Origin of the sequence: Streptomyces sp. NBC_00335, assembly GCF_036127095.1 — a bacterium.
Lineage (GTDB): Bacteria > Actinomycetota > Actinomycetes > Streptomycetales > Streptomycetaceae > Streptomyces.
Window position 1 is genome coordinate 8206111 of the sequence record NZ_CP108006.1, and the last position, 26810, is coordinate 8232920.

General features: G+C 72.6%; 27 protein-coding genes. 16 read left to right on the top strand and 11 right to left on the bottom strand.

What is annotated here, in order from left to right; all coding sequences use genetic code 11:
• Position 1: 1 nt before the first annotated feature.
• Positions 2–1885, bottom strand: coding sequence for a glyoxal oxidase (locus OHA37_RS37065; protein ID WP_266912159.1), 1884 nt, complete (start codon positions 1883–1885; stop codon positions 2–4).
• A gap of 214 nt (positions 1886–2099) precedes the next feature.
• Here OHA37_RS37065 and OHA37_RS37070 point away from each other — a divergent pair, with 214 nt between their 5' ends.
• Positions 2100–2771 (top strand): DUF4360 domain-containing protein, encoded by a 672-nt coding sequence (locus tag OHA37_RS37070; protein WP_443046269.1) that lies wholly within the window; start codon positions 2100–2102, stop codon positions 2769–2771.
• 45 nt (positions 2772–2816) lie between these two features.
• Here the strand turns inward: OHA37_RS37070 and OHA37_RS37075 are convergent, their stop codons facing one another.
• A complete protein-coding gene (locus OHA37_RS37075; RefSeq protein WP_266912161.1) occupies positions 2817–3176 on the bottom strand; it encodes a DUF6204 family protein in 360 nt (119 codons plus the stop codon).
• 284 nt (positions 3177–3460) lie between these two features.
• Here OHA37_RS37075 and OHA37_RS37080 point away from each other — a divergent pair, with 284 nt between their 5' ends.
• On the top strand, positions 3461–3670 hold the full coding sequence (locus OHA37_RS37080; protein ID WP_266912163.1) for an acyl-CoA carboxylase epsilon subunit: 210 nt from the start codon (positions 3461–3463) through the stop codon (positions 3668–3670).
• A 95-nt stretch (positions 3671–3765) separates the two neighbouring features.
• Here the strand turns inward: OHA37_RS37080 and OHA37_RS37085 are convergent, their stop codons facing one another.
• Positions 3766–5406: an FAD-dependent oxidoreductase gene (locus tag OHA37_RS37085; protein ID WP_266912165.1), complete on the bottom strand. Its 1641-nt coding sequence runs from the start codon at positions 5404–5406 to the stop codon at positions 3766–3768.
• Positions 5407–5692: 286 nt separating this feature from the next.
• Here OHA37_RS37085 and OHA37_RS37090 point away from each other — a divergent pair, with 286 nt between their 5' ends.
• From OHA37_RS37090 to OHA37_RS37120, 7 genes are all read left to right on the top strand, one after another.
• Positions 5693–6814, top strand: coding sequence for a SchA/CurD-like domain-containing protein (locus tag OHA37_RS37090; RefSeq protein ID WP_266912167.1), 1122 nt, complete (start codon positions 5693–5695; stop codon positions 6812–6814).
• A gap of 110 nt (positions 6815–6924) precedes the next feature.
• The gene (locus tag OHA37_RS37095) at positions 6925–7371 is read left to right on the top strand and encodes a cupin domain-containing protein (RefSeq protein WP_266912169.1); all 447 of its coding nucleotides are present in this window, start codon (positions 6925–6927) and stop codon (positions 7369–7371) included.
• Positions 7368–8651: a beta-ketoacyl-[acyl-carrier-protein] synthase family protein gene (locus OHA37_RS37100; protein ID WP_266912171.1), complete on the top strand. Its 1284-nt coding sequence runs from the start codon at positions 7368–7370 to the stop codon at positions 8649–8651. The genes OHA37_RS37095 and OHA37_RS37100 overlap by 4 nt, the downstream gene beginning before the upstream one ends.
• Positions 8648–9883, top strand: a complete 1236-nt coding sequence (locus OHA37_RS37105; protein WP_266912173.1) for a ketosynthase chain-length factor — start codon at positions 8648–8650, stop codon at positions 9881–9883. Before OHA37_RS37100 ends, OHA37_RS37105 begins: the two co-directional genes overlap by 4 nt.
• An 18-nt stretch (positions 9884–9901) precedes the next feature.
• On the top strand, positions 9902–10159 hold the full coding sequence (locus tag OHA37_RS37110) for a phosphopantetheine-binding protein (RefSeq protein WP_250743221.1): 258 nt from the start codon (positions 9902–9904) through the stop codon (positions 10157–10159).
• Position 10160: 1 nt separating this feature from the next.
• Entirely contained in the window at positions 10161–10640 is a 480-nt protein-coding gene (locus OHA37_RS37115) for an SRPBCC family protein (protein ID WP_266912175.1), read from the top strand.
• 20 nt (positions 10641–10660) lie between these two features.
• Positions 10661–11002, top strand: a complete 342-nt coding sequence (locus OHA37_RS37120) for a TcmI family type II polyketide cyclase (RefSeq protein WP_266912177.1) — start codon at positions 10661–10663, stop codon at positions 11000–11002.
• Positions 11003–11101: 99 nt separating this feature from the next.
• Here the strand turns inward: OHA37_RS37120 and OHA37_RS37125 are convergent, their stop codons facing one another.
• Positions 11102–12154: a LacI family DNA-binding transcriptional regulator gene (locus tag OHA37_RS37125; protein ID WP_266912179.1), complete on the bottom strand. Its 1053-nt coding sequence runs from the start codon at positions 12152–12154 to the stop codon at positions 11102–11104.
• A 263-nt stretch (positions 12155–12417) separates the two neighbouring features.
• On the opposite strand from OHA37_RS37125, the gene OHA37_RS37130 reads away from it, so the two are divergent.
• Positions 12418–13254, top strand: a complete 837-nt coding sequence (locus OHA37_RS37130; RefSeq protein ID WP_266912181.1) for a S1 family peptidase — start codon at positions 12418–12420, stop codon at positions 13252–13254.
• A gap of 53 nt (positions 13255–13307) precedes the next feature.
• On the opposite strand, the gene OHA37_RS37135 is transcribed toward OHA37_RS37130, so the two are convergent.
• The 4 genes from OHA37_RS37135 to OHA37_RS37150 form a co-directional block, all read right to left on the bottom strand.
• On the bottom strand, positions 13308–13928 hold the full coding sequence (locus tag OHA37_RS37135; protein ID WP_266912184.1) for an RDD family protein: 621 nt from the start codon (positions 13926–13928) through the stop codon (positions 13308–13310).
• Between the two features lie 282 nt (positions 13929–14210).
• The gene (locus OHA37_RS37140) at positions 14211–14864 is read right to left on the bottom strand and encodes a fasciclin domain-containing protein (protein WP_266912186.1); all 654 of its coding nucleotides are present in this window, start codon (positions 14862–14864) and stop codon (positions 14211–14213) included.
• Positions 14865–14954: 90 nt separating this feature from the next.
• Entirely contained in the window at positions 14955–16568 is a 1614-nt protein-coding gene (locus tag OHA37_RS37145; protein WP_266912188.1) for a molybdopterin-dependent oxidoreductase, read from the bottom strand.
• A 266-nt stretch (positions 16569–16834) separates the two neighbouring features.
• Positions 16835–17074 carry a chaplin gene (locus OHA37_RS37150; RefSeq protein ID WP_266912190.1) on the bottom strand — a complete coding sequence of 80 codons (240 nt, stop codon included), beginning with the start codon at positions 17072–17074 and terminating at the stop codon, positions 16835–16837.
• A gap of 362 nt (positions 17075–17436) precedes the next feature.
• Here OHA37_RS37150 and sigK point away from each other — a divergent pair, with 362 nt between their 5' ends.
• The 4 genes from sigK to OHA37_RS37170 all read left to right on the top strand — a co-directional run bounded on the left by sigK (position 17437) and on the right by OHA37_RS37170 (position 20783).
• On the top strand, positions 17437–18060 hold the full coding sequence (sigK, locus tag OHA37_RS37155; RefSeq protein ID WP_443046270.1) for an ECF RNA polymerase sigma factor SigK: 624 nt from the start codon (positions 17437–17439) through the stop codon (positions 18058–18060).
• The gene (locus tag OHA37_RS37160; protein WP_266912192.1) at positions 18057–18803 is read left to right on the top strand and encodes an anti-sigma factor; all 747 of its coding nucleotides are present in this window, start codon (positions 18057–18059) and stop codon (positions 18801–18803) included. The genes sigK and OHA37_RS37160 overlap by 4 nt, the downstream gene beginning before the upstream one ends.
• Before the next feature lie 186 nt (positions 18804–18989).
• Positions 18990–19454: a hypothetical protein gene (locus tag OHA37_RS37165; RefSeq protein ID WP_266912194.1), complete on the top strand. Its 465-nt coding sequence runs from the start codon at positions 18990–18992 to the stop codon at positions 19452–19454.
• 108 nt (positions 19455–19562) lie between these two features.
• A complete protein-coding gene (locus OHA37_RS37170) occupies positions 19563–20783 on the top strand; it encodes an MFS transporter (protein WP_266912196.1) in 1221 nt (406 codons plus the stop codon).
• Positions 20784–20888: 105 nt separating this feature from the next.
• On the opposite strand, the gene OHA37_RS37175 is transcribed toward OHA37_RS37170, so the two are convergent.
• Positions 20889–21620, bottom strand: a complete 732-nt coding sequence (locus OHA37_RS37175) for a PepSY domain-containing protein (RefSeq protein ID WP_266912198.1) — start codon at positions 21618–21620, stop codon at positions 20889–20891.
• A 132-nt stretch (positions 21621–21752) separates the two neighbouring features.
• Here OHA37_RS37175 and OHA37_RS37180 point away from each other — a divergent pair, with 132 nt between their 5' ends.
• On the top strand, positions 21753–22430 hold the full coding sequence (locus OHA37_RS37180) for a response regulator transcription factor (RefSeq protein ID WP_266912200.1): 678 nt from the start codon (positions 21753–21755) through the stop codon (positions 22428–22430).
• A 136-nt stretch (positions 22431–22566) separates the two neighbouring features.
• Positions 22567–23934 (top strand): sensor histidine kinase, encoded by a 1368-nt coding sequence (locus OHA37_RS37185; RefSeq protein WP_266913424.1) that lies wholly within the window; start codon positions 22567–22569, stop codon positions 23932–23934.
• 1 nt (position 23935) lies between these two features.
• Here the strand turns inward: OHA37_RS37185 and OHA37_RS37190 are convergent, their stop codons facing one another.
• Together OHA37_RS37190 and OHA37_RS37195 are read right to left on the bottom strand one after the other, a co-directional pair.
• The gene (locus OHA37_RS37190; RefSeq protein WP_323182398.1) at positions 23936–25906 is read right to left on the bottom strand and encodes a bifunctional metallophosphatase/5'-nucleotidase; all 1971 of its coding nucleotides are present in this window, start codon (positions 25904–25906) and stop codon (positions 23936–23938) included.
• A gap of 98 nt (positions 25907–26004) precedes the next feature.
• Positions 26005–26718: a TetR/AcrR family transcriptional regulator gene (locus OHA37_RS37195; RefSeq protein ID WP_266912202.1), complete on the bottom strand. Its 714-nt coding sequence runs from the start codon at positions 26716–26718 to the stop codon at positions 26005–26007.
• Positions 26719–26810: the final 92 nt, after the last annotated feature.

Genomic DNA, 26810 nt, shown 5'->3' on the forward strand with positions numbered 1-26810 from the left:
TTCACCGCTTGCCGAGCTTGATCCACCTCGCCGTACCGGGGACACCCTTCGCGTCGAGGAGGAACAGCATGTAGTAACCGGGCGGGGCGTCGGCCGAAGTGGCCGGCGCCCGCAGCCCGATCGTGCGGCCGCGGACGCCGGTCATCCGAAGCTCCAGATGGCGCTGGCTGGTGTTCACCGCGTGGGTGACCGTGGTCGGCGCCAGCAGTACCGCCCGCCGTACGCCGGCGGCCGTCGAGCTCTCCACGGAGAACTCCGCGTCGTGGGCGATCTCGCCCGCCGGGACCCGGTCCAGTACGGGCCGGGCGCCCCGGTGCAGGTAGGCGGGCTCGTAGATCTCGATCGAGCCGTCCATCCCGTCCTTGATGTCCGGGTCGTTGGCGATCTGCTGGAGCTCGTCCCCGGTGACCATGACCCGGCCGTCCGGCAGCACCAGGGCGTTGGAGTGGTAGCCCCGCGGCAGCCGTTGCGCCGGGCCGAGCCTCCACCGGCCGTCGGCGCCCCGCAGTTCGGTCTGGCGGAACTTCAGATCGGCCTTCGGGTTGAACGGCCCGAACCCGTAATCCCTCGTGTCCTTGGCCCCGTTGACCGTCAGCAGCGTGCCGTCCGGCAGGATCAGCGTGTCGTCCTGGGTCCGGCCGAAGGCGCGCGGCTCCTGTGTGGTCCAGGCGCCGCCCGACAGCCGGTAGGTGTTCGGGTCGAGCGGGTCCCCGCCCAGCACCAGCACCGAATCGGGTCCGCGGAACCCCGCCGGCAGCGGCACGGCGGAGCCGTAGCCCCGGAAATCGGCGGGCCGTCTGGGCAGGTCCGTACGGGACTGCGTGCGCGGGTCGAAGAGCCACTGCTGGTCCGCGTCGCGCCCCAGGCCGTAGATCATGCCGTCGCGCAGCGAGAACAGGTGCGGGTAGTCGTTGCGGAACGGCGCGTCCGAGCGCATCCGCTGGACGGAGAGGTCCAGCGGGATGTCGTACGGGCGCCAGGGCACCGGCTGCCCCGGCGCGGGGAACCGCTCCACCACCGGGGTCGGTGTCCCCGTGCCGCGCTCCGACTGGCCCGACATGATGATCTGGCGGCCGTCCGCGCCGGTCACCACCGACGGGTACCAACGGCCCACCGCCATATCGCGGTTGCGGTACCAGCCCTCGGTCCACGGGTCGAAGACGAAGGACAGCTTCGCACCGCTGCCGCCCTTCCCGCCCGTGTTGCCGCCGAACACGCCCAGCATCCCGTTGGGCAGGAAGGAGTGCCCGGCGCAGAAGAACGGCGCCGGGCGCGGGGCGTGCGTACCGTCGGGCATCAGCACGATGGGCGGGGTGACCTTTTTGAACGCTCGCGCGCCCGTCCCCTTCGCCGGATCCCACAGGTAGGCGCGGCCCGCGTTCGTCGGTCCGATCCGGTCCGTGGGCCCGGTCTCCTTGGTCGGGTCGGTCTCCACCCGGGAGAAGGAGAAGAGCAGAACCTTGCCGGTGGGCAGCTGGGCGACGTGCACGCCGAAGTCGGGGGAGGGGAAGTACTCGGCGAACCGTCCCGAAACCGCCGCTTTGAAAGCGGAGTTGGCCTCGGCCTGCGAGCCGGTGAGCGAGGCCAGGCTCGCGTCGCGCCGGGACTGCGGGTACTCCACGGCGCCCTTGGCCGCCCGGCGCAGCTCGGCGTGGGCGCGCGCGTGGCCGGCCCCGATCACGGCGGCCTCGGCCGGGTCGGTCCCCCCGGCCGTACCGGCCGTACCGGTGGCATCGGCCGCATGGCCGTGGGCGGCGCCGGTCGCCCCGCCCCCGCCGTCCGTGCCGTGTCCCGGCGCCCCGGCGGCGGCCGGTGCGGTCGCGAGCACGAGGGCGGAGACGACCGCGGTCGCGGAGAGCAGGGCGGACCGGTGCAGGCGGCGCATGGGGCTCCTCGGCGCGGGCGGTTCCGTAGGGCGCTCAGCATAGGAAATAACGGGATGAATGGGGTGATCCGACGTGCTCGACGTCCTGCCGATGAGCCGTTCGGCCCTCCGGAGTCCCTGACGAGACGTTTCTGCGGTGAAAGGGCCCGGCCATCGGAGTGAGGTCGCGCACCCGTTCCCCGACCGGCCCGGTACGGACCGATTCCATGGCCGGGTGATCAGAACACTGCGCACCGCGCTCGGCGCCGTCCTCGTGACCGGCGGCCTCCTCACCCTCCTGCCCGCTTCCGCCGCCGGGGCGGCGGGTGGCCCCGGGGCCCCCACCGCGCCGGAGGACCGGGTGACCGTCGACGTCGCCACGGTCAACGGCTCGGGGTGCCGGCCGGGCAGCGCCACCGTCGCCGTGGCCGAGGACAACTCGGCCTTCACCGTCACCTACAGCGAGTACCTGGCCATGGCGGGAGGGAACAGCGCCCCGACCGACGGCCGCAAGAACTGTCTGCTCTCCCTGGTCGTACACGTCCCGCAGGGGTTCACCTACGCCGTCGCCCAGGTCGACTACCGGGGATTCGGCAGCCTCCAGAAGGGCGCCGTCGGCACCCAGAAGGCCAGCTACTACTTCCAGGGCATGAAGCAGACCGACTCCCGCACCCACAAGTTCCTCGGCAAGCTCGACGACAACTGGCAGGCCTCCGACACCACGGGCATCGAGGCGCTGGTCTTCGCCCCCTGCGGCGAACAGCGCAACTTCAACATCAATACCGAGCTGCGCGCCGAGGTCGGCACTTCGGACCCGGCGACGACCAGCTACATGGCGCTCGACTCCACCGACGGCAGCATCAACAGCGTCTACCACTTCTCCTGGAAGCAGTGCCCGGCCCGCTGAACCGGCCCGGCTCGCTCCCCACGGGCGGCCGCGCGGAACTCCCGCTCAGGAGTCCCCTCGCGCGGCCGCCTGCCGCTGCCGCTTGCTCATCGGGGCCAGCGTGAGGTCCTGGGCCTGGGAGCTGAGCCGCTTGAAGCCGTACCCGTGCTCCGTCAGCCAGGTCTCCGCCGCGAGCTCGGCGTGAGCGGTCGCGTCCAGGATGTCCTCCTCGGCCTCGCCCTCGGCCAGGAAGCGGAAGGTGAAGAAGGGCCGGGCCGCCACGTCGTACGTGAGGTGCCCCTCGGGAGTGAACTCGGCCGTCAGCATGTCGTGCCGGTCCGCGTCCGCGAGGAGCGCGGCGCGCTGCTCTTCGGTGAGGCCGTCGAAGGACCCCCGGACGGTGATGCGGAAGGTGCGGGTGCTCATCCCGTCAGCCTAGGGGGGACTCCGAGCCGTCCGCACCGGGATTTCCGGGGGCCCGCCACTCCGACGGCCCAATCAGCGTGCGACCTCCGCGAGCCCGACGTCACCCGGTCGGTGCGGCTGCGACCTGGGGTTTCGCGCAACTGCCCGGCGTGCCGGGCGTGTCGCGCCCCGCTAGCGTCGGCAGCGTCCGGAGTCCTCGGATTCCGCGAGGGGGGTCCTGCTTTCCGCCTGTGCGAGAGGCCGAGCCGATGCTGAAGGATGCTCCGATAGCCCAGACGCCCCCGATGGCCAGCCTGATCCGTGTGGAGAAGGGCGTGGCCGCCCCCGAGGAACTCGCCGCGATCGCGGTGGTCGTCGCCTGCTTCGCCCGCCGCAACTCCGTCGGAGCCGAATCGGCCCCCGGGACGGGCACGGCCCCCGCCGGGGCCGCCCGCCGCCGGCGCCCCGCGCACCACGGCTCCGGCTGCTGGGCGGGCTGCTGGGCCTGCGCCTGACGCGGACCGGCACGGGGCCGCAGCCCCCATGAACGCCCCTGCCCCCGGCCCGCTTACGGGCCGGCGGCAGGGGGACCACTTGGCGTACGGGCCGGTCAGGACCGGCGCAGCACCGTCGACAGGGCCTCGGACAGCGCGGCCTCGGCATCGGCCACCGGACCCTGCGAACGCCACGCGACGAACCCGTCGGGGCGTACCAGCACGGCGCCCTCCGGGGACATGGCGTGCACCCCGCTCCAGTCGGATCCCTCCTCCTGCACCAGATCGGTGCCGGGGGCGCCCGGGGCCCCGATCGCGTAAGCGTCCAGCTTCACCGACAGCCGCTCGGCCACCCGGTCGGCGGCCGCCCGCCACGGCGAGCCCGCACCGCAGAGCAGCACGAAGGCACGCTCGTACAGGTCCAGCGTGGAGACCCGCTCGCCGTCGGCCCGCGTCAGCCACATGTGCGGGGCCCGCGTACCGGGGTCGCCCGTCATGCGCATCCCCTCCGGGATGACGGGCCGGTCCGGAGACCCGCCGACGAAGGCGCCGCTCGGGTACGCGTAGGCCATCGCCGTCGTCAGGACCCCGCTGCCCGGTCCGCCGCCCATCGTGGGCGGCGGCGCGTACCCGGGGTGGCTGTGCTCCGCCGAACGGGCGGAGGCGCGCTGCGCGGTCGCCACGGCCACCGGGTGCCGCTCGGCCCCGTAGGTCTCCAGCAGTCCCGTGCCCGCCGATCCGTTCAGGACCGCCGCGATCTTCCACGCCAGGTTGTGCGCGTCCTGGATGCCGGTGTTGGAGCCGAACGCGCCGGTGGGGGACATCTCGTGGGCCGCGTCGCCGGCCAGGAACACCCGACCGGAGGAGTACTGCTCGGCGATCCGTTCCGCCGCGTGCCAGGGGGCCTTGCCGCCGATCTCCACGTCCAGGTCCGGTACGCCGATGGCGGCCCGGATCTGCTCCCTGCACCGCTCCTCCGTGAAGTCCTCCAGGGTCTCCCCCTGGTCCGGGTGCCACGGCAGGTGGAAGACCCACTGGGTGTCGTTGTCGACCGGCAGCAGCGCCCCGTCCGCACCCGGCTTCATCAGGTAGCAGACGATGAACCGCAGGTCGCCCAGCACCTCGACGAGCTGCCGCGACCGGAAGGTGACGCTGACGTTGTGGAACAGCTCGCCGCTGCCCGTCTGGGGGATGCGCAACTGCTCGCGCACGGGGCTGCGCGGGCCGTCCGCCGCGATCAGGAAGTCGGCCCGCACGGTGATGTGCTCACCGGTCTCCCGGTCCTTGACCAGCGCGTTCACCCCGGTCTCGTCCTGGTCGAAGCTCATCAGCTCGGTCGAGAACCGCACGTCGGCGCCCTGGGCGCGGCTCTGCGCGGCGAGGATCGGCTCGATGTTGTTCTGGCTGCACACGCACCAGCCGGTCGGGCTGAACTTGCTGAGCGCTCCGGAGGGGTCGATGGCCTTGACCAGCCACTTGTGGTCGCCGCCGAGCAGGGACTCCGTCTGCAGGATGCCCATGTTGTTCTCCAGCGCGGACGCCGCCTGCCGGATGGCGCCCTCCGCCCCGGCCACCCGGAACAACTCCATGGTCCGGGCGTTGATACCGCGCCCGCGCGGGTGGTCGGAGGTGCCGGCGTGCTTCTCCACTACCAGGTGCCTGATGCCGTGACGGCTCAGGAACAGCGAGGTGGACAGACCCACGAGGGAGCCGCCCACGACGAGAACCGGTACGCGAACATCTGCCGTGTCTTCCATCAGCTGCGAGCTCCTGAATTCTGTGTGGGGGGATTGCACTCTTTTATGCCCCCGATCGTCGGCCAAGCCCAGGAGATACGCCGGTTGTCACCCGCTTGATCCGGAGATGTAGCGGTACGTCCCCACCCGGATGACGATGAGCGACAGCGGTTCCCCCGAAGACACGCCAGCCTGCCGTCCCCGCGACGGCCGCCGGTCCGGGGCGGCCACCGCCGATGACGGACGAGGGTCCGTACGCGATGAGAATCCCCGCCCTCCCCCAGGGCCCTCACGAAGGAGTGAGCAGATGACGACCACCCTGTCCGAACGGGTGTCACAGTCCGCCTTCGACGGATCCATGCTCAGGGTCGTCCTGCTGATGGACCTCCACGAAGGAGCCCAGCAGCGGTTCTTCGAGGCGTACGAGCAAATGCGCCACGACATCGCGTCGGAACCGGGGCACATCAGCGACCAGCTCTGCCAGTCCTTCGAGAACCCTTCGCAGTGGCTCATCACCAGCGAGTGGGAGAGCGCCCCGCAGTACCTCGCCTGGGTCAACAGCGAGCACCACGCCGAACAGGTCCGCCCGCTGGGCGCCTGCGCCCGCGCCATGCGCCCGCTCAAGTACACCGTCCTGCGCGAGACCGGCCGCGGCTACCAGGACGCGCAGCGGCCCACGGGCGCCCGGCTGCAGGAAGGGCCGCGGCTCGGCGCCGACATCGTCCGCCACGCCCTGACCTTCACGGTCAAGCCCGGCAGCGAGAAGGAGGTCGCGGCCCTCCTCTCCAGCTACGCCTCCCCGGCGGCCGACGTCGACGGCCACACCCGGCTCTGCCGCACCACGCTGTTCATGCACGGCAACCGGGTCGTGCGTACGGTGGAGGTCCGCGGGGACCTGATGTCAGCCCTGCGGCACGTCTCCGAGCAGCCCGAGGTACGGGCCGTCGAGGAGGCCATCAACCCCTACCTCGAACAGGACCGCGACCTCGGCAACCCCGAGTCCGCCCGGATGTTCTTCATGAAGGCCGCGCTCCCGGCGGTCCACCACGTCGCCGCCCGCGAGGCCGGCGCCGCGGACCGCTCCGACGTACGGCGTCACGCGCTGTTCTACCCGGCCAAGCCCGGCTGCGGACCGGCGCTGGCCAAGTTCCTCGCCCGGCAGGACGAGGAAGCGGCCCACCGGTCCGACGCCCCGACCGTGAGCAGCAGCATCTTCCAGCGCGACGACATCGTCGTACGCCTCATCGACGTGCGCAGCCCGCACGGCGCCGGGCTGGAAACCGCCTTCGGCGTCCGGGGACCGCGCAAGGCGGCCGTCCTCGCCCGCCTGATGGCCGGGCCCGTCAGCGGGTCCGAGGGGGCCGCCGAGTCCGCGGTCCGCCACACCATGAGCCTGATCACCGACCGCCGGGCCCCCGCCGAGGGCTGATCCGCAGCGGCACCCCCCAGCCGGCCCATCCGGCCCCCCGGACCGCACACCCCGGACCCCCCACCCACCAGCCCCGTCCAGGCTCCCCACCGCCAGGAGGAACCCCCGCCATGACCAGACAACGCCCACCGCACATCGTGGACCTCAGCGAGACGCAGCCCAACACGAGGCGCGGCGGCGACCTGAGGGCCGTCCTGACACCGACCTCGGTGGGCTGCACCAGCGGCTTCATGGGCCTGGCCGTCATGGCGCCGGGCGAACACATCGCCGAGCACTACCACCCGTACTCCGAGGAGTTCGTGTACGTGGTCGCCGGTGAGCTGGAGGTCGACCTCGACGGCGAGGCCCACCCGCTCCTCACCGACCAGGGGCTCCTCGTCCCGATGAACGTGCGCCACCGCTTCCGCAACGTCGGCGGCACCGAGGCCCGCATGGTCTTCCACCTCGGACCGCTGGCCCCGGACCCCAAGCTCGGGCACGTGGACACGGAGGAGGCCGTCAACCCGGAGGGCTCCGCCTGGGAGCGGCCCCCGGACCGTGCGGGAGCGGTCTCGTGACCCGCCGACGCGTGGCCGTCACCGGGGTCGGCGTCGTCGCCCCCGGTGGGATCGGCACCTCCGCCTTCTGGGAACTGCTCTCCAACGGCCGTACGGCGACCCGCGGCATCACCCTCTTCGACCCGACCGGTTTCCGCTCCCGGATAGCCGCGGAGGTCGACTTCGACCCCGCCGCACACGGCCTCGGTGCCGAGGAGGCGGCCCGCGCGGACCGGTACATCCAGTTCGCGCTGGTCGCCGCCGCCGAAGCCGTGCGCGACGCCGGACTCGACCTCACCACGGACCAGGCCTGGCGCACCGGAGTCTCCCTCGGCACCGCCGTGGGCGGCACCACCCGCCTGGAGAACGACTACGTGGCCGTCAGCCAGTCGGGCGACTGGTGGGACGTGGACCACCGGCTCGCCGGGGCCCACCTGCACCGCGCCTTCACCCCGGCCACCCTGGCCTCCGCCGTCGCGGAGAAGACGGGAGCGCGCGGACCGGTCCAGACCGTCTCCACCGGCTGCACCTCCGGACTCGACGCCATCGGCTACGCCTTCCACTCCATCGCCGAGGGCAAGATGGACGTCTGCATCGCCGGCGCCTCCGACTCACCCGTCTCGCCGATCACCGTGGCCTGCTTCGACGCCATCAAGGCCACCTCGCCCAACAACGACGACCCCGCCCACGCCTCCCGGCCCTTCGACGCCGACCGCGACGGCTTCGTCCTCGGCGAAGGCGGCGCCGTCCTGGTCCTGGAAGAGCTGGAACACGCCCGCGCGCGCGGCGCGACCGTCTACTGCGAGATCGGCGGCTACGCCACCTTCGGCAACGCCCACCACATGACGGGGCTGACCACCGAGGGCCTGGAGATGGCCCGCGCCATCGAAACCGCCCTCGCCCAGGCCCGCACCGACGCCCGCGAGATCGACTACGTCAACGCGCACGGCTCCGGGACCAAGCAGAACGACCGCCACGAGACGGCGGCGGTCAAGAAGGTCCTGGGAGACCACGCCTACAAGACGCCGATGACCTCCATCAAGTCCATGGTGGGGCACTCCCTCGGCGCCATCGGGGCGATCGAACTGGCCGCCTGCGTCCTGGCGATGACCCACCAGGTCGTCCCGCCCACGGCCAACTACGAGACCCCCGACCCCGAATGCGACCTGGACTACGTCCCGCGCGTCGCCCGCGAGCGCAAGCTGCGCAACGTGCTCTCCGTCGGCAGCGGCTTCGGCGGCTTCCAGTCCGCGGTCGTCATGACCCGCCCCGACGAGCGCAAGGAGGAGGTGGTCTCGTGAGCGTCCGTACGGTCATCACGGGCATCGGAGTGGTCGCACCCAACGGGATCGGCGCCGAGGCCTTCTGGAAGGCGACCGAGTCGGGCGCCTCCGTCCTCGGCCGCGTCACCCGGGAGGGCTGCGAGCACCTCCCGCTGCGCGTCGCCGGCGAGGTGCGGGGCTTCGACGCGGCCTCGATGGTCGAGGAACGCTATCTCGTCCAGACCGACCGCTACACCCACCACGCCCTCGCCGCGGCCGACCTCGCCCTGGAGGACGGCCGCCTCGGCCGGGCCGACTACGAGGACGACCCCTTCTCCGTCGGCGTGGTCACCGCCGCCGGGTCGGGAGGCGGCGAGTTCGGCCAGCGCGAGCTGCAGCACCTCTGGGGCCAGGGCCCGCGCTACGTCGGCCCGTACCAGTCGATCGCCTGGTTCTACGCGGCCAGCACCGGGCAGATCTCCATCCGCCGGGGCCTCAAGGGCCCCTGCGGGGTCGTCGCCGCCGACGAGGCGGGCGGACTCGACGCCTTCGCGCACGCCGCCCGGGCCATCAACCAGGGCAGCAAGGCCATGCTGGTCGGAGCCACCGAGGCGCCCCTGGCCCCGTACTCCATCGTCTGCCAGCTCGGCTACGAGGCCCTGAGCACCCACGAGGACCCGGAGCGGGCCTACCGGCCCTTCACCGAGAAGGCCTGCGGCTTCGTACCCGCCGAGGGCGGAGCGATGTTCCTGGTGGAGGAGGAGCAGGCGGCCCTGCGCCGCGGCGCCTCCGTACGGGCCCTCCTGGCGGGACACGCGGCGACCTTCACCGGCCCGCACCACCCCGAACGGGCCGAGGCCTCCGCCGAGGGCCTGGCCCACGCCATCAAGGGCGCCCTGCGGGAGGCGGGCTGCGCCCCCGAAGAGGTCGACGTGGTCTTCGCCGACGCGCTCGGCACCCCGGAAGCCGACCGGGCCGAGGCGGCCGCGATCCTCTCCGCCCTCGGAGCGCACGGGCGCAAGGTGCCGGTCACGGCGCCCAAGACCGGGACGGGCCGGGCCTATTGCGCGGCACCCGCCCTCGACACCGCCGCCGCGGTCCTCGCCCTGGAACACGGCATCGTCCCGCCCACGCCGAACGTCTTCGACGTGTGCCACGACCTCGACGTGGTGACCGGCAGCGCCCGCCCGGCGCAGCTGCGCACCGCGCTCGTACTGAGCCGGGGCCTCATGGGCTCCAACGCCGCGCTCGTCATCCAGATCCCCTCCTAGAGACAGAAGGAGCCGCTCATGTCCGAACGACTGACCGTCGAGGAGCTGGCCGCCCTGATGAAGTCCGGGGCCGGCATCACCGTGGACCCGGCCGACATGAAGAACCGCCCGGACTCCCTGTTCGACGACTACGGCCTCGACTCGCTGGGTCTGCTCGGCATCGTCGGGCTGCTGGAGAACCAGCGCGGCCGGGCCCTGCCCACCGACGCGGACCGCTGCAAGACCCCCAAAGAGTTCCTCGACCTCGTCAACACCAGCCTGATGACCGGAGCTTGAGATGGCAGGACACACCGAGAACGAAATCGTCGTCAAGGCGCCCATGGAGACCGTCTGGGAGATGACCAACGATCTCCCCAGCTGGCCCGGGCTGTTCAGCGAGTACGCCTCGCTGGAGGTCCTGGAGGAGGACGGGCCCACCACCCGCTTCCGCCTGACGATGCACCCCGACGAGAACGGCACCGTCTGGAGCTGGGTCTCCGAACGCACCCCCGACCCCGTCACCCGCACCGTGCGCGCCCGCCGCGTCGAGACCGGCCCGTTCGAGCACATGAACATCCACTGGCAGTACTTCGAAGTCCCCGGCGGCACCCGGATGGTGTGGACCCAGGACTTCGCGATGAAGCCGACGGCACCCGTCGACGACGCCTGGATGACCGCGAACATCAACCGCAACTCCAAGGTCCAGCTGCAACTGATCCGGGACAAGATCGAACAGCGCGAACGCGAGAGCCGCACGCCCGCGGCCAGTCGCGTCTGAGACGAAAGGCAGCACACCGGATGCACCGCGCTCTCATCGTGGCCCGCATGGCGCCGCAGTCCGCCCCCGACATCGCCGAGCTCTTCGCGGCCTCGGACGCGGGCGAGCTGCCGCACCTCGTCGGGGTCACCCGCCGCAGCCTCTTCCAGTTCGGCGACGTGTACATGCACTTCATCGAGTCGGACCGGCCCCCCGGCCCGGCCATCGCCGACGTCACCGGCCACCCGGAGTTCCGGGAGCTCAGCGACCGGCTCACCGCCTACGTCAGCCCGCACAACCCGGAGACCTGGCGCAGCCCCAAGGACGCCATGGCCCAGGAGTTCTACCGCTGGGAGCGTCCGGCCGGCTCCCGTACCGGCTAGCCGTACGGAGCGACCCCGCGCGACCGGCAGGCCTCGGGCCCCGCACCCACCAGGGTGCGGGGCCCGCCACCATGCCACCGGCCCGCGGGAACCGATCCCTCAGGCCGAGCCGCGCACCACCAGCGAGGTCGGGGTGATCACGGATCCCGGTATCCGGTGCGAACCGTGCGCCGGGTCGAGGGACCGCAGCAGCAGCCGGACCATCAGGCGCCCCATGCCCTCGATGTCCTGGCGTACGGTCGTCAGCGGCGGATCGGCGCCCTCCGCCACCAGCTCGGCATCGTCGAAGCCGACCAGCGCCACGTCCCCCGGTACGGACCGGCCGTTCGCGCGCAGCACGCCCAGCGCGCCCGTCGCCATCAGGTCGTTCGCGGCGAACACCGCGTCGAGATCCGGGCAGCGCTCCAGCAGCTCGGCCATCGCCCGGGCTCCGCCCGCCGCGGTGAAGTCCCCCTCGGCGACCAGCGCCGGATCCGCGTCGAGCAGTACGTCCCGGTACCCGTCCAGCCGGTCGGTCGCCGATGTCTGGTCGAGCGGCCCGGCGATGTGCGCGATCTGCCGCCGCCCCCGGGACACCAGGTACCGTACGGCCTCGCGCGCGCCCCCGCGGTTGTCGGCGTCGACGTACGACAGCGGACCGTACGGAGCCGCTCCGTCCGCATGCCCGGTCCAGGCTGGCCGCCCGCCGTAGACGGTGGGCATGCCGATGCGGCGCGTGATCGCGGGCAGCGGGTCGTCGGTGTGCAGCGAGAACGCGAGCGCGCCGTCGACGTGGCCGCCCGCCAGGTACCGCTCGATCCGGCCGTAGTCCCCGCGGTGCTCGACCAGGAGCAGCACCAACTGCGTGTCGTGCGCGGTCAGTTCTCTGCTGATGCCGCGGACCTGGCGGGAGAAGAAGGGGTCGGAGAAGATCCGGATCTCCGGCTCGGCGATGATCACGGCGACCGCGCCGGTGCGCCGGGTGACCAGCGCGCGGGCCGCGTGGTTCGGCACGTAGCCGAGGTCCAGGACGGCCGCGCGGACCTTGTCCACGAGGTGCGCGCGGACGCCGTCGCCGCCGTTGACGACCCGGGACGCGGTGGCCCTGGACACCCCCGCGCGCGCCGCCACCGCTTCCAGGGTGGGCCGGCCGGCGGGAACCTGTTCGGCCACGGGCGCTCCTCGTGCGTGTACCGGGGGCGGCAGCCCGGGCCCTGGGGGTCCCGGCCCTGTCGGACAGAGGGTAACCCGTACCGAGGGAAAGGCTGAGAGCGCTCTCCCGGGCTGTCGTCGGTCGCTGTGGGCCGGACGGCGGCCGCTCCTCCCGGAGGCTTGAACTGCCAAGGCCCTCTTGTGGGTTGAGCCACGGCTCTTAACAATGCGCATGACAACCGAAGGATCTTCGGTCGCATTGTCACCCAGAGGGGAACCCCCACATGAACAAGCCTCTCGCCGGCGCCGCGTTCGCCCTGCTCCTCACCGGAGCGGCGGCCTCGCCGGCCGTGGCCCAGGCACCCCGGGACACGGTCGCACAGGCCGTCGCGGTCAACTTCGCCGGCACGGTCGCGCTCAGCAACTGCTCCGGCTCCGTCGTCCGCGTGCCGAACTCGCTGCCCACCGACCCCGCGCTCGTCCTGTCCAACGGCCACTGTCTGGAGTCCGGCATGCCGGCGGCCGGACAGGTCGTCAAGGACAAGGCGTCCAGCCGCTCCTTCTCGCTGCTCAACGCCTCGGGCTCCAAGGTCGCGACGCTGCGCGCGAGCAAGATCTCGTACGCCACGATGACCGACACCGACATCTCGATCTACCAACTGACCAAGACCTACGCGCAGATCAGCAGCCAGTACGGCATCAGCGCGCTCACCCTGAACGACGCCCACCCGGTTCAGGGCACCGCGATCAAGGTGGTGTCCGGATACTGGAAGCGAACGTACAGCTGCAACGTCGACGGGTTCGCGTACCGCCTCAAGGAGGGGGAGTGGACCTGGAAGGACTCCCTGCGCTACACCTCGTCCTGCAACACCATCGGCGGCACCTCCGGCTCCCCGGTGATCGACACAGCAACGGGCAAGGTGGTCGCCGTGAACAACACGGGCAACGAGGACGGCGGGTCCTGCACGATGAACAACCCGTGCGAGGTGTCCGAGAGCGGCGCCGTGACGGTCCGGCAGGGCATCAACTACGCGCAGCAGACCTACACCATCGTCCCCTGCGTGGGCCCCGGCAACACGATCGACCTGAACCGCCCCGGCTGCACGCTCCCCAAGCCGTAGCGAACGCGTCGGGGCCCGTCCGGGATCCGGACGGGCCCCGACGTCGGGCCGTATCAGCCCTTGGGCACCACGATGACGACGGTGCTGCACACCTTGTCGGCGAAGGTCTGCTTCTTCTCGTCCCACAGCGGCCACAGGTAGCCGATGTAGCAGGAGATGCTGTCGAGGAAGTGCGCGAGCTTGCGGACGAAGGCCATGCCGAAGCCGAGGACGTTGCCGTCGGCCTCGCGGCGCAGGCTGATCCCGACGACCTTCTTGCCGATCGTCTGGCCGGTCGTGCCTTCCTTGTAGAGCTGGAAGATGCCCATGCCGATGGTGTAGAGCCAGCCGATCAGGAAGAAGACGCCAGGCCCGGAGGCGCCGCCGTCATCGCTCAGGGCGAGGTCGATGAAGCCGATGGCGTACATGGGGACCACGGTGATCAGGAAGTCCAGCAAGAACGCACCGACGCGCAGGCCCCAGTGCGCCAGCGGCGGCATTCCGGTGCCGGGCATGGGAGGCATGCCGGCCGGCGGGTACGCACCGTACGGCTGCTGCGGGGGGACGCCGCCGACGGGCTGCTGCGGGTAGCCGTACTGCGGGGGGACGCCCTGCGGCGCCTGCTGCGGGTAGCCGGGCTGACCCTGCGGGGGCTGCTGCTGGCCGTAGGGGTTGTTCGGGTCGCCGAAGCTCATGGCGAAGTCTCTCCAGGGGTGTGACGGGGACGAGCGGCCCGGCGGAGGGACGTGAAAAGAGCGGGTTGCCCCCCTGCGCAGCCGCGAACTTGCGGGGGCCATCGTGTTAGTAACATCGGCCGCTTGTCCAATCCGTTGTCACATGTGCCGACCAGGTGACGGACCGGTAAGCACGGCATGGAGTCCCGGACCCTGAGGACGGGTCCGGGACTCCGGGGGCCACTTCGCTGACCGCTTCTACAACGACCGGTGCCCCTGCGGGTCACCGGTGCGGCGTGACGGCTACTTCGGCATCAGGACGGTGTCCACGATGTACACGGTGGCGTTGGCGGTCGGGACGTTGCCGCAGACCACGTTGGACGTGCCGTTGACCTTGTAGGACTCGCCCGAGCCGGTGGTGGTCACCTTCCCGGTCTCCAGCGTGGCGAAGGAGCCGTTCTCCAGCTGCTTCGGCGTCAGCTTCTCGCCGACGACGTGGTACGTGAGGATCTTGGTCAGCGTGGCCTTGTCGGCGAGGACCTTGTCGAGGTCGGCCTTCGGGATCTTGGCGAAGGCGTCGTTGGTCGGCGCGAACACCGTGATGTCCTTGGCGTTGTTGAGCGTGTCGACCAGGCCGGCCTGCTTGACGGCGGCGACCAGGGTGGACAGTGCCGGGTTGTTGGACGCGGCGGTGGCGACCGGGTCCTTGGCCATGCCGTCGAAGCTGCCCGCGCCCTCCTTCGGGACACCGGCGCACGCGGCACCGAAGGGCCCGTCCATCGCCACGGGCGCCGAGACGTCCGCGGCGGGGGAGGAGGCGTCCGCGCTGGCTTCGGCGGAGGAACCGGCGGCCGCGTCCTTGCCCGAGTCGGAGTCGGAGCAGGCGGTCAGCGCGAAGGGCAGTACGGCCGCCGTGGCCACGGCGAGGGCGGTACGGCGGAAACGAAGGGCGTTCATGGTGTTCTCCAGAGAGTGGGTTGGTGCATGAGGAAGGGAAGGAAAGAGGGGAAAGGTGCGTGAAGTGGTCTGAAACAGGCGCCGCTTCGGTCAGTCGACCGTGACGAACACGCCGTGCCGGCCGCTCGCGCCGTCCGGGATGGTCCGGGTCCGCACCTCGGTCTGGACCTCGCCCCGGCCGTCCGTGGCCCGGACGGTCAGCCGGTGGCCGCCCTGCGCGGCCTTCCAGTCGAAGGACCACTGGCGCCAGGTGTCGGTGGTGGCCTGCGCCGCGAGCGAGGCCTCCTGCCACGGCCCGTCGTCGACCTGGACCTCGACCCGCCGGATGCCTCGGTGCTGGGCCCACGCCACCCCGGCCACCGTCACGGTCCCGGCCGGGATCCGGGCGAAGGGCTTGGGGGTGTCGATCCGGGCCTGCGTCTTGATCGGCGCCCGGCGGGCCCATCCGCGCTTGACCCAGTAGGGGTCGTAGGAACCGAAGGTGGTGAGCTCGATCTCCCGGATCCACTTGCAGGCGGAGACGTAGCCGTAGAGACCGGGGACGACCATCCGGACCGGGAAGCCGTGATCGAAGGGGAGCGGCTCGCCGTTCATGGCGACGGCCAGCATCGCGTCCCGGCCGTCCATGACCTCCTCGACGGGGGTGCCCAGCGTCATCCCGTCCACCGACCGCGCGATCAGCTGGTCGGCCCGGCCGCCGCGCGACGGCGCTTGCACACCTGCCTCGCGCAACAGGTCCGACAGGCGTACGCCGAGCCAGCGCGCGGAGCCCGCGTAGGGGCCGCCGACCTCGTTCGACACGCAGGTCAGGGTGATGTCGCGTTCGATCAGCGGGCGTTGGAGGAGCTCGTCGAAGGAGTAGGAGCGCGGGCGGGAGACGCCCTTGCCGTGGATGCGCAGCCGCCAGGTGTCGGCGTCCACCTTGGGGACCACGAGCGCGGTGTCGACACGGTAGAACTCCTTGTTCGGTGTGGTGAAGGCGCTGACCCCGGGAACCCGCAGGGCCGCCCCGGCCGGGATCGGCGGGGCCGGCGAAGCGGGGGCGGGCAGGCTTACGGCCGCGCGGGAGGCGGTGGCGCCCTGGCCGCGCCGGCCGGTCAGGGCCCGGCCGAGGGCGCCCGCGCCGGTGGAGGCGGCCGCCGTGATGCCGGCCGCGAGGAGGAAGCCCCGGCGGTTCCAGGCGGGGGGCGGGTCCTCGGAGCCGCCCCCCGACGCGCCGTCCCCGTCGGCGGGGTGGGCGGTCGGCCCGCCCACCTTCCCCACCAGCAGGTACAGCACCAGCGCCCCGGCCGTTGCCCCCACCAGCGAGGGCAACGCGTCCGCCGCCCCGGCCGCGTCGGGCCGGCTGAGCGCCGCCGCCGCGCCGAGGACCCCGAAGGCCAGTACGCCGGCCGCCCCCGTGCGGCGGTGGCGCAGGGCGAACATCCCCAGCAGGGCCGCCAGGAGGCCGACGGTGGCGAGGATGCCGAGCTGGAGGACCAGCTTGTCGTTCTCGCCGAAGGTGCGGATGGCGAAGTCCTTGAGCGCCGCCGGAGTGCGGTCGATGGCCGCTCCGCCGATCACCGTGACCGGTCCCGCCTGCGGCCGGACCAGGGACGCGGCCAGCTCGGCGGTGGCCAGTGCCGCGTACCCCGCCAGCAGGCCGCTCGCCGCGGCGAGGGCGCCGCGCTCGACTGTCCTTCGGTTGATGCTCACGAACCTCATTCGGCGCCGGACCCCTTCCGGATGGGCCGGTCATCCGATCACGTGAAGATCCGTCGGTGTGTTGACCTTTGTGCGGGGGTCGTACGGCCTCGCTCCGTACGGCCCCCGTACGCGGGCGGCGGCGCCGACGGCCACCGCCCGCGCGGGTCCTCCGGGGCCCGGCGGCGCTCAGGAGCGGCGACCCACTCCCCGCCGGCCCGGAGGACCACCGGCCCGCCGACGCCCCGTAGCCGGCGGCGGGCCGGAGACTGCGGCCCGGGTGTGCGTCAGGCGTTGACGCAGGTGTTGCCGAACGCGGGGTTGAGCAGCCCGATCACGCTGATCGAGTTCCCGCACGCGTTGACCGGGATGTGGATGGGGATCTGGATCAGGTTGCCCGAGCCGACCCCCGGGGAGTGGGCGGCGATGCCCTGGGCTCCGGCGTCGGCCGAGGCCGCCGAGGCCCCGCCCACGAGAAGGGCGCCCGAAGCGAGGGCGAGTGCGGCACTCTTGAGGACACGCGACACGAAGGATCTCCTTGCTGGGTGTGCGGCGGCGGACTTCGGGGCTCGGCCCCGTGACCCGCCGCGCGGCGGGTCCTGGATCGGACCCGCAGCCCTCCTTCGGCCCGGACCCCCGGCGCGGTTTGGTCCCGGGGCGCCGGTTCCCCCGAACGGATGCCTTTCGCCTGCATGCGAGCCAATCCGCGCGCGGGCCGGCTCCGAAGACAGGGTGAGACAGCAAGGACCCGGCGCGCACCGCGACCTCGGCGGACGGGGAACAGGTGCGCCTGCCACGAAGGATCGTTCATGCGATGGATGGACCGGCGAGAACCACTCGCGGCCGCGGTGTGCCCGCCCGGGCCCGGCCTTACCCGGGGGCCGCTCAGGTGAACCCCGAGAAGCAGCGCTTCCCCGGACCGGGCCCGGGCGGCGGCACCACACCCGGCACCGGACCCGGATCGGCCGCGGCCGAACTCGCGGAGCTGATGGCACGCGTCGCGCAGGGAGACCAGGACGCGTTCTCCGCGCTGTACGACGCCGTGGCCGGAACCGTCTTCGGCATCGCCGTCAAGGTGGTCCGCGACCGGGCGCAGTCGGAGGAGGTCGCCCAAGAGGTGATGATCGACGTGTGGCGCCAGGCCGCCCGCTACCGCCCCGACCAGGGGAGCGTCATGGCCTGGGTGGCCACGATCGCCCACCGCCGCGCGGTCGACCGGGTCCGCTCCGCCCAGGCCTCGGCCACCCGCGAGCACGACGTGGGCGTACGCGGCCAGGAACGGCCCTTCGACGAGGTGAGCGAGCAGGTGGAGACCCGGCTCGAACGCGACCAGGTCAAACGCTGCCTGCGCCGGCTGACCGAGCTCCAGCGCCAGGCCGTCACCCTCGCCTACTACCAGGGGCTGACCTACCGTGAGGTCGCCGAGACCCTCCAGACTCCTCTTCCCACGATCAAGACCCGGATGCGCGACGGACTGATCCGCCTGCGCGACTGCATGGGGGTGACCACGTGAAGCACGACGAAGAACTGCACACCCTCACCGCGGCCTACGTACTGGACGCGCTCGGCCCGGGTGAACAGGAGGCCTTCTCCCGGCACTTGACCCGCTGCGCGCCGTGCTCCGGGGACGTGGCGGAGTTCTCCGCCACGGCCGGCCGACTGGCCTCGGCCGTGGCCCTCGTGCCCCCGCCGCAGCTGAAGGCCGAGGTCCTCGCGCGCATCGAGACCGTCCGCCAGCTCCCCCCGAGGGTCGGCGTCCGCCGGGCGGCCGGCTTCCTGGACCGGCTCCCGCGCAGGGCCGGCGCCTTCGTCGTCGCCGCTTCCCTCATCGGGGCCGCCCTCTTCGGCGGCGCCGCGCTCCACGAGAGCGGGCAGGCGGACCGGGCCCGGCAGGAGGCCCGCCAGACCGAGGCGCGCAGCCAGGAGCTGCGGGCCGTGGTCACGGCCCCGGACGCCCGTACCGTCCACGGCCGCACCAGCGGCGGAGCCGCCGCGACGGTGATCACCTCCGCGGCCCGTGACCGGGCGGTGTTCCTCGCCGACCGGCTGCCGGCCGCCGGAGAGGGCCGCACGTACCAGCTCTGGCTCGCCGACGGCGACACGATGCACCCGGCCGGCTTCCTCGCCGGCGACGGCGCGGCCGTCCTGGACGGCGACCTCGGCAAGGCCACGGCGGTCGGCCTGACGCTGGAGCCCGCCGGGGGATCGGCGCAGCCGACGACCAGCCCCCTGCTCCTGCTCGCCCTGCCGGCGTAGGGCGTACGCCGCACCCGGGCGGGTGGCAGGGAGCGAAGGCTCCCGTCACCCGCTCGCCGGGGCCCCGGGCCGTCCGAGCCGCGTCGCCGCGTGGCCGCGTGGCCGCGTTGTGCGTTACGCCGACGCGGCCCGGCGCCTCCTGGAAACCAGTGCCGGAATCGTGCAGCGCCGTGGCAGCATCGACGGATGATCAATGCTGAGGACCTGGTCGGCAGGCACCTGCTGAAGGTGACGACGTCCTGGCACCACTACCAGGAGACCGAACCCACCCTCCTGCACATGTGGCTGCACATGGACGATCTCGGCCCCGTCCGGTTCCACACACCGGGCGACGGGCTGTCCATGGAGATCGACCAGCCCCACGGCCCCTACGGCATGGACGAATACGGCCACACCACGGTCGAGGACGACCTGCCCGACTTCCCCATGACCCGGTTCATCGGACAGCGGATCCTCTCCGTCCGGGAGATCCGCCACCAGCACGGCGCCTACGACTTCGCCATCGGCATCACCGTCGAATTTCCCGGGGGCACCATCCGCGTCCTGAACCTCGCGGACGAGATCGTCCTGGCCCATGACCGGCACCTCGGTCCGGTCGAGGCGCATCTCCACGAGGCGCCGACGCCCACGGGCCGGGACGCCTCGCCGTGAGCCGGCACGAAGAGAACGTCCGCGGGCCGTGGTGGGACTGGGGCTCTTGCTATAATCAATAAGTCGGCCTTCGGCGCCCCGGGTTTGTGGCGCGCGAAGGCTTTTTTCATGCCTTCTGACACATCTGCCTCCGGCACACCTCCGACCACCTACCGTGACCTGCTCCGCAACCGTGAATTCGTCGGCCTGTACGTCAGCTTCACACTGACGGTCGCCGCGAGCACCTTGTCGGGCTTCGCGCTCGGCACGCTGGTCAACCAGCAGACCAAGTCCCCGTTCCTGACCGCCGTGAGCATGTACGGCGCCACCTTCGCGACGGTACTCGGTGCGCTGACGCTGATGTCGGTCGCGGACGGAAGCCGTCCTCGCCGGACCCTCGTCGTGCTCCAGTGCGGCTCGCTCGTAGGTGTGGCCGCACAGGCGGTTCCAGGGCTGCCGCTCACCGCTCGGTTCGGTCTGCTCCTTGTACTGGGGTTCTTCCAGTCCCTGGGAACGGGCGCACGGATGGGGCTGCTCGCCGAGGTGGTGCCGATCTCCGCCTATGCACTGGCACGTTCGCTGATGAACATCGCCTCGGGAGGCATGGCCATCCTCGGCTACGCCATCGGCGCGGTACTGCTGCGGTACCTGAGCCCGCAGGAGGTCTTCGCCGTCGCGACAGCCTTGACCGGCGGTGGACTGGTCATGGTGGTGGTGACGGTCCGGGAGCGCTCGATCCGTCCGACCCGTCGCCCTGGACTGCGCCGGACCTGGACGACGAACACCGAGCTCTTCTCCCACTCCGGCCAACGCACGCTGCTGCTGAACCTGTGGGTCCCCAATGGCCTGATCGTCGGCTGCGAGGCCCTGTTCATCTCCTACGCCCCCCATCACGCCGGCGTCTTCCTCGCCGCCGGATCGGCAGGCATGCTCCTCGGAGACCTTGCGGTCGGGCGGCTGTTCACCTCCGAGCAGCGACGCCGCCACGCATTCGCCCTGCGACTGCTGCTCGCCGCCCCCTACCTGCTGTTCGCCGTCCACCCGCCCGTGCTGGTGGCGACCGCCGCGGTGTTCATCGCCAGTGCCGGCTTCGCCGCCACCCTGCCGCTCCAGGAGCAGCTTCTGGAGTTGACCCCTGATCCGGTCCGTGGCCAGGTCCAGGGAGTCGAGTCCGCCGGCCGGATGACGTGGCAAGGCATCGGAGCCGCGATCGCCGGCGGCATCGCCCAGCACGTCACTGCCGGCACGGCCATCACCTTTGTGGCCGCCGTCTCCATCGCCATCAGCGTCTTCTCCCGGCCCTACGTGGTCCGCGCCCGAGCCGTCCGCGCCCAGGCGGCCCACGCATAGAGTTCCCACGACGGTGCCGGCGGCGGGCGCGGCCAAACGCGCCCGCCGCGTCCTTCTCCTCGTGGACAGCGTCCGGGGCACGGAGGAGCGTGCGCCCGTCCCCGCTCAGCGGGCCGCCCCGGCACCCTTCCCCGCGACCGTGTTGCTCGTGACCGCGCCGTCGGCGCCGGCCAGGGTCACGACGTGCCTCACCCCGTCGGAGCCGAGGACCACGACGCGCCAGGCGCTCCCGCCGCCCTCCTGGGCGACCACGCGCAGGGCTTCGGCCTTGCCGCCGGGCACGGCGGCCTCCGCCTTCTCCAGGGCCTGGGCCGCCGGCAGGGCGGGCAGCGGTACGGGGGACCGGTCGCGCCCTTCCGCGACGAACCCCTCCTCGTCTTCGGGCGTTCCCGGCTTCACGAGGCCGTCCGGCGGGAAGACCCCGCGCTCGCCCTTCTGCCCCCGCAGGCCGGGCTTCCCGGGCTCGCCCGGCTTCCCGGGCTCGCCCGGCTTCCCGGGGCGCGCGGGAAGCGGAGCCGTCATCTCGCCGCCCCCCTCCCGCACGACGTCGAACCGGTCCCACATCCGCTCCGCGCGCGTGCGGCGGACGTCGTGGTCGTGGCCCGCCACCGCCGTCACCGCGGCCCCCGCGCCGGCGGACGCCACCACCACGAGCCCGAGTGCCACCCAGCGCCCCCGGCCCTCACGGGCGAACCGGGTGTAGCGGGCGATCCGGGCGCCGCGCCCCGCCGCCTTGCCGGCCGGGTCGCCGCCACCCTCGCTGCTGCCCTCGCCGCCGCCCTCGACGGGAACAGTGGCCGGGGGGTACTCGGGCGGCTGCGGACTGGACTGAGTCATCTGGATGCTCCTCGCGTTCTCCGGACGGCGTGCCCGGCTCGGCCGATCCTGCGAGCAGGATGCTGAAGCCCCGCTGAAGCGAGCTGAAGAACCCTTCAGCAAGCCGGCGGCGCGACCTGAGAACCTTGCCCCATGCGCGTACTGGTGGTCGAGGACGAGCGGCGGCTGGCCGCCGCCCTGCAACGTGGTCTGCGGGCCGAGGGCTTCACTGTGGACACGGCACACGACGGCCCGCAAGGCCTGTGGATGGCCGGGGAGCACGACTACGACGCCATCGTGCTCGACATCATGCTGCCGGGCCTCAACGGCTACCGGGTCTGCGCCCGGCTGCGCGCGGCCGGCTGCGAGTCCGGCATCCTCATGCTCACCGCCAAGGACGGCGAGTACGACGAGGCCGAGGCCCTGGACACCGGCGCCGACGACTTCCTCTCCAAGCCGTTCTCCTACGTGGTCCTCGTGGCCCGCCTGCGGGCCCTGATCCGGCGCACCGGCCGCCGCAGCCCGCAGGTCATGGAGTTCGGCGACCTCCTGGTCGACCCGGCCCGCCGGCGTTGCACGCGCGGCGGCGTCGAAGCCCGGCTGACCGCGCGCGAGTTCGCCGTCCTGGTGCACCTCGCACGCCGGGCGGGCGAGGTCGTACCCAAGCGCGACATCCTCGACCACGTCTGGGACGCCGCCTACGAAGGGGACCTCAACGTCGTCGAGGTCCACGTCAGCGCCCTGCGCCGGAAGATAGACGCGCCCTTCGGCCGGGCCGCGGTGGAAACCGTCCGGGGCGCCGGCTACCGGCTGGCGGCCGACGGTGGCTGAGCCCGACGAGTCCCACGACTCCCGCGAGCCCGACGACTCCCGCGAGCCCGACGGGCCCTACGACTTCCACGACCTCGACGAGGACCGCGGCCGCCCCCGCGCGGCGGCCCACCGCCCGCGCGAGCTCGCGTACCGGCTGCGCCGGGCCGCGTCCCGGCTCCGTCCGAGGTCCGTCCGCGCGCAGGCCACCCTCGGTGCCTCCGCCGTGGTGGCCCTGGCCCTCGCAGTGGCCTCCTTCGCCCTGCTCGGGGCCCTGGAGACCAACCTGACCAGGAGCGCCCAGGAGGACGCCGAACGGCAGGCCGCCAAGGTGGCCGCGCTGGCGTCCACCGGGCAGCTGGACCTCGTACCGCCCCCGGGCCGCGGGACCGGCTTCTTCCAGGTCGTCGACGCGCGGGGCCGCGTGCTCGCGGCCAGCCCCAACCTCAGCGGCCGCCCCGCCCTCGTCCCCGAACCACCCGTCGCACCCGGGACGGTCCGCGACACCTGGAAGGGCGGCCGGGTCCGCGAGGAACACCGCCAGCGCGTCGTGCAGGTCACCACCGTCACCGCGAAGGGCCTGGTCACCGTCTACGCCGGGACCTCGCTCCGGGACGCCGACACCGCCGACGCGACCATCATGGCGGTGCTGGCCGTCGTGGTCCCGCTGCTCGTCCTGGTCGTGGCCCTGATCACCTGGCGGGTCACCGGCTGGGCCCTGCGCCCCGTGGAGGCGATCCGCGCCGAGATGGCCGAGATCGGCGACCGCGAACTGCACCGCAGGGTGCCCGTTCCGCCCACCCGCGACGAGGTGGCCCGGCTCGCCGTCACCATGAACGCCACCCTGGACCGGCTGGAGGCCGCCGGCATCCGCCAGCGCCGCTTCATCGCGGACGCCTCGCACGAACTGCGCAGCCCCATTACGGTGCTCCGCACCCAGCTGGAGGTCGCGCAGGCCCACCCCGACCCCGAACTGTGGGGCGAACTGGTCAGCGGCGCGCTGGAGGACACCGTACGGCTCCAGGACCTGGCGGCCGACCTTCTCCTGCTGGCCCGCCTCGACACTTCGGAGCCGCCGCCGGCCGCCGCCGTCGACCTCACGGAAGTGGTCCGCGAAGCGGCCCGTACGCGCAGGGGCGCCCGCGTCCCCGTGCACGCCGACATCGCACCGGGGATCGCGGTCCGCGGCAGCACGATCTGGCTGTCGCGGCTCGTCACCAACCTGCTGGACAACGCGGACCGCCACGCCGAGCAGCAGGTCACCCTCATCCTGCGCACGGACGAGTCCCGGGGCGAGGCCGTCCTGGAGGTCACCGACGACGGATCGGGCATCGTACCCGCCGACCGCGAGCGGGTCTTCGAACGCTTCACCCGGCTCGACGACGCCCGCGCCCGCGACGAGGGCGGCACCGGTCTGGGCCTGGCCATCGCCCGCGACATCGCCCTGCGCCTCGGTGGCACCCTCGCCGTCCGGGACTCCCCGAAGGGGGCCCGCCTGGTCGCCACGCTCCCGCTGGGCCCCTGACTCAGCACACCGGCCGGCGCCCCGCGTCCCGCGCGGCCTCCTCCTCCGCCGCGACGGGCGCGGGCAGCCCCGGCACCGGCTCCGGCGGGGGCACCAGCAGGCCCGTGCTGCCCGGGGGGTCGAAGAGCGGGGCGGGCTTGACGGTGACCCGGCCCGTGGAGACGGCCTCCAGGGTGCCGAGGGCCGACACGTACGCCGGGAAGCTGTCCGTGTCCCGCCGGTGGCGGGCCGGCTCCCGGTAGTCGCCGAGGGCCGGGTAGCCGTCCTGCCCGGTGAGCGTGTACGAGGTGGTCACGATCCGGTACGAGGCCTCCGGCCGCAGCGGGACCCCGTCGACGAACACGTCGTCCGGCGCCACCCGGTCCCCGACGGGCCCCGATGCGTCGAAGGAGTAGCGGACGTTGTCCGACACCGCGAGCGGTGCGTACGTCAGCACGCCGGAGACGTCCAGCGCCCACTGCTGCTCCAGGGCTTCGTGGAGCCGGCGCCCGCTCACCTCGGCACTGACCAGGGGGCATCCGTAGCCGACGGCCCGCCAGGCGCGCTCGAAGCCGACCGGGTCGTCCAGGGCGGGACCGGCGAGCAGATCGGTGTTGATCACGCTGCGGCCCATGCGCGGGGCGACCGCGATGAGCGCCAGGTCCGCGCCGGACCGGGCGGGCCGGGGACTGGTGTCGAAGGAGTCGGGCGCCTGTCGGGCGGCCCACAGTGCCCAGTCGGCGACGAGGTTGCCCATGGTGGATTCCCCGGCCGGGGAGAGCCGGCGGCTGAAGGAGGCGCGCTGGCGTCCGATGGCTCCCGCCCCGCGCCGCCGCGCGTAGCCGGCCCAGTGGTCGACGACCTCCCCCAGCACCGGATCGGGGTCCACGTCGCGGGTGTTGGGGTGGTTGACGGAGCTGGTGAGCGCGCGGACGACCGTACCGGTGTCCGCGTCGAGCCGCAGGGTGATCTCGCCGATGATCTGGCCGTGGCAGCCGGCCTCGACGAAGGGCCGCGGCCGTCCGTCGGGCCCCGGGAGCATCATGTTGAAGGCGCAGTGCCAATGCCCGGTGACGATCGCGTCGATGTCCGGCGACACGCGCAGCGCCAGCTCATAGGCCGGACCGCTGGGTTCGCTGCCGGAATCGAAGTCGCTGCCCGCCACCGCCCCGTCGTGCATGCTCAGCACGATGGCGCCCACCCCGAGCGCCTTGAGCCGGGCCGCGCAGAGGTCGGCGGAGGCGAGCTGGCCGAGGGTGGTCAGGCCGGGCTGGAAGGAGTTCCCGAACCCCTCGGTGCCGTCGACCGTCAGGTGGATGAACCCGATCGGCAGCCGCCGCCCGCCCGGCGCGTCCACCCACTCGATGTTGTACGGGGGGAGCACGGTCTCCCCGCTCGCCGCGGACACGGCGTTGGCGCTGTAGTAGCGGAAGTCGGCGCCGTGGAAGGGGGCGCCACTGGAGTCGGGGAAGGTGTTGGTCAGTCCCGCCCCGTCGTAGGGGACGCCTTCCTCCATGTGCCGGCGCAGGAAGCCGGGCGTGCGGTCGAACTCGTGGTTCCCGGCGGTCGCGAAGTCCAGGCCGAGCCGGTTCAGTGCCTCGATGGTCGGCTCGTCGGCGAGGGTGAAGGCGGGGAACTCCCAGCCGGAGAAGAGGTCGCCCGGGGCGAAGAAGAAGGAGTTGGCCCGGCCGGCCCGCAACCGGGCCAGATGGGTGGCCATGTAGGCGACCCCGCCCACCGCGTACGTACGGCCGCCCGCGCCGGTGATGAGCGCGTCCCGGTCCGGGGGAGCGGACAGGTACCCGTGCAGGTCGGTGATGTGCAGCAGCTGTACGTCCACGTACCCGGCCGCGCTCGCGGAGTCGTGCGCCGCGCCGGTGGCGGCCGAGGCGGTACCGGTGAGCGCCTTGACCCCGACGCCCCCGGCGACCCCCGCGGCCCGGGCCAGGAAATGGCGCCGCCCGAACTCTTCCACCAGCGTCCCCGATCCCACGGGCGGGCCAACTCCTGCCCGCACGGCAGCAGTCTGTGCCTGACCGGTGAGCGTCCATGGCAAGGCGTCCCGTCACCGGGGCGAAATTCCGGGAAACTTCACCCTGTCGACGAACGGCCCGCCTGCGGCGGCTGCGAAGCGGCGTACCGGGCCAGGAAGAGGTCGACTCCCGAGGTGACGACGCGAGTCAGCTCCGCCAGGTCCGTCCCGGTGCCGGGTGCGAAGGTGTCCACCAGTTGCGGGAGGCCGGTGGTGGTGGCGACGAGCTGTCGGACGGCGAGTTCGGGGTCGGGGACGGCGAGCCTTCCGCGTCGGGCGAGTTCGGCGCAGGCCTCGACGAGGGGCTTGTCGTACCCGTCGTACGTGACCCGGAACCAGAGCCGGCCGAGCTGCGGGAAACGCTCGCCCTCGCCGATCACCAGGCGGCGCAGCCGCATGATGTCGGGGCGCAGCAGGAGCGCGGCCCGGTCCCGGGAGAGGGCGATGAGCGCGGCGCGCAGATCGGCGGCTTCCGTGAGGGCGGAGCCGTCGGGTTCGAGGCCGGCGCAGGCCTGGCGCACCATGCCGCCGATGACGGCGAGGAACAGCCGCTCCTTGGTGCCGAAGTGCTTGTAGACCGTCGCCTTGGAGACCCCGGAACGGCTGGTGATCGCGTCCATGGAGGCGCCCGCGTACCCCTCGGCGAGGAACTCCGCGGCGGCCGCGTCGGTGATCGCCCGTCGCTTGCGCCGGACCGCCTCGGAGGAAGCGGGGACGGCGGGGAGGACCGGGATGCCGAATGCGTCGGTGGCGTTCGCCGTCTCGGCTTCCATGGGGGAGTCCTTCGTACCTGCGGGGGAGGGCGTGGGGCGGCGGCGATGGCGCTGCGTGCCGGGGCCAGTGTAGGAACTGAACCGTTCGGTAC

Coding starts and splice junctions, on each gene's coding strand:
- OHA37_RS37065 (WP_266912159.1), bottom strand. CDS start 1,885: ATGCGCCGCCTGCACCGGTCCGCCCTGCTCTCCGCGACCGCGGTCGTC.
- OHA37_RS37075 (WP_266912161.1), bottom strand. CDS start 3,176: ATGAGCACCCGCACCTTCCGCATCACCGTCCGGGGGTCCTTCGACGGC.
- OHA37_RS37080 (WP_266912163.1), top strand. CDS start 3,461: ATGGCCAGCCTGATCCGTGTGGAGAAGGGCGTGGCCGCCCCCGAGGAA.
- OHA37_RS37085 (WP_266912165.1), bottom strand. CDS start 5,406: ATGGAAGACACGGCAGATGTTCGCGTACCGGTTCTCGTCGTGGGCGGC.
- OHA37_RS37090 (WP_266912167.1), top strand. CDS start 5,693: ATGACGACCACCCTGTCCGAACGGGTGTCACAGTCCGCCTTCGACGGA.
- OHA37_RS37095 (WP_266912169.1), top strand. CDS start 6,925: ATGACCAGACAACGCCCACCGCACATCGTGGACCTCAGCGAGACGCAG.
- OHA37_RS37110 (WP_250743221.1), top strand. CDS start 9,902: ATGTCCGAACGACTGACCGTCGAGGAGCTGGCCGCCCTGATGAAGTCC.
- OHA37_RS37115 (WP_266912175.1), top strand. CDS start 10,161: ATGGCAGGACACACCGAGAACGAAATCGTCGTCAAGGCGCCCATGGAG.
- OHA37_RS37120 (WP_266912177.1), top strand. CDS start 10,661: ATGCACCGCGCTCTCATCGTGGCCCGCATGGCGCCGCAGTCCGCCCCC.
- OHA37_RS37130 (WP_266912181.1), top strand. CDS start 12,418: ATGAACAAGCCTCTCGCCGGCGCCGCGTTCGCCCTGCTCCTCACCGGA.
- OHA37_RS37135 (WP_266912184.1), bottom strand. CDS start 13,928: ATGAGCTTCGGCGACCCGAACAACCCCTACGGCCAGCAGCAGCCCCCG.
- OHA37_RS37140 (WP_266912186.1), bottom strand. CDS start 14,864: ATGAACGCCCTTCGTTTCCGCCGTACCGCCCTCGCCGTGGCCACGGCG.
- OHA37_RS37145 (WP_266912188.1), bottom strand. CDS start 16,568: ATGAGGTTCGTGAGCATCAACCGAAGGACAGTCGAGCGCGGCGCCCTC.
- OHA37_RS37165 (WP_266912194.1), top strand. CDS start 18,990: ATGATCAATGCTGAGGACCTGGTCGGCAGGCACCTGCTGAAGGTGACG.
- OHA37_RS37170 (WP_266912196.1), top strand. CDS start 19,563: ATGCCTTCTGACACATCTGCCTCCGGCACACCTCCGACCACCTACCGT.
- OHA37_RS37175 (WP_266912198.1), bottom strand. CDS start 21,620: ATGACTCAGTCCAGTCCGCAGCCGCCCGAGTACCCCCCGGCCACTGTT.
- OHA37_RS37180 (WP_266912200.1), top strand. CDS start 21,753: ATGCGCGTACTGGTGGTCGAGGACGAGCGGCGGCTGGCCGCCGCCCTG.
- OHA37_RS37195 (WP_266912202.1), bottom strand. CDS start 26,718: ATGGAAGCCGAGACGGCGAACGCCACCGACGCATTCGGCATCCCGGTC.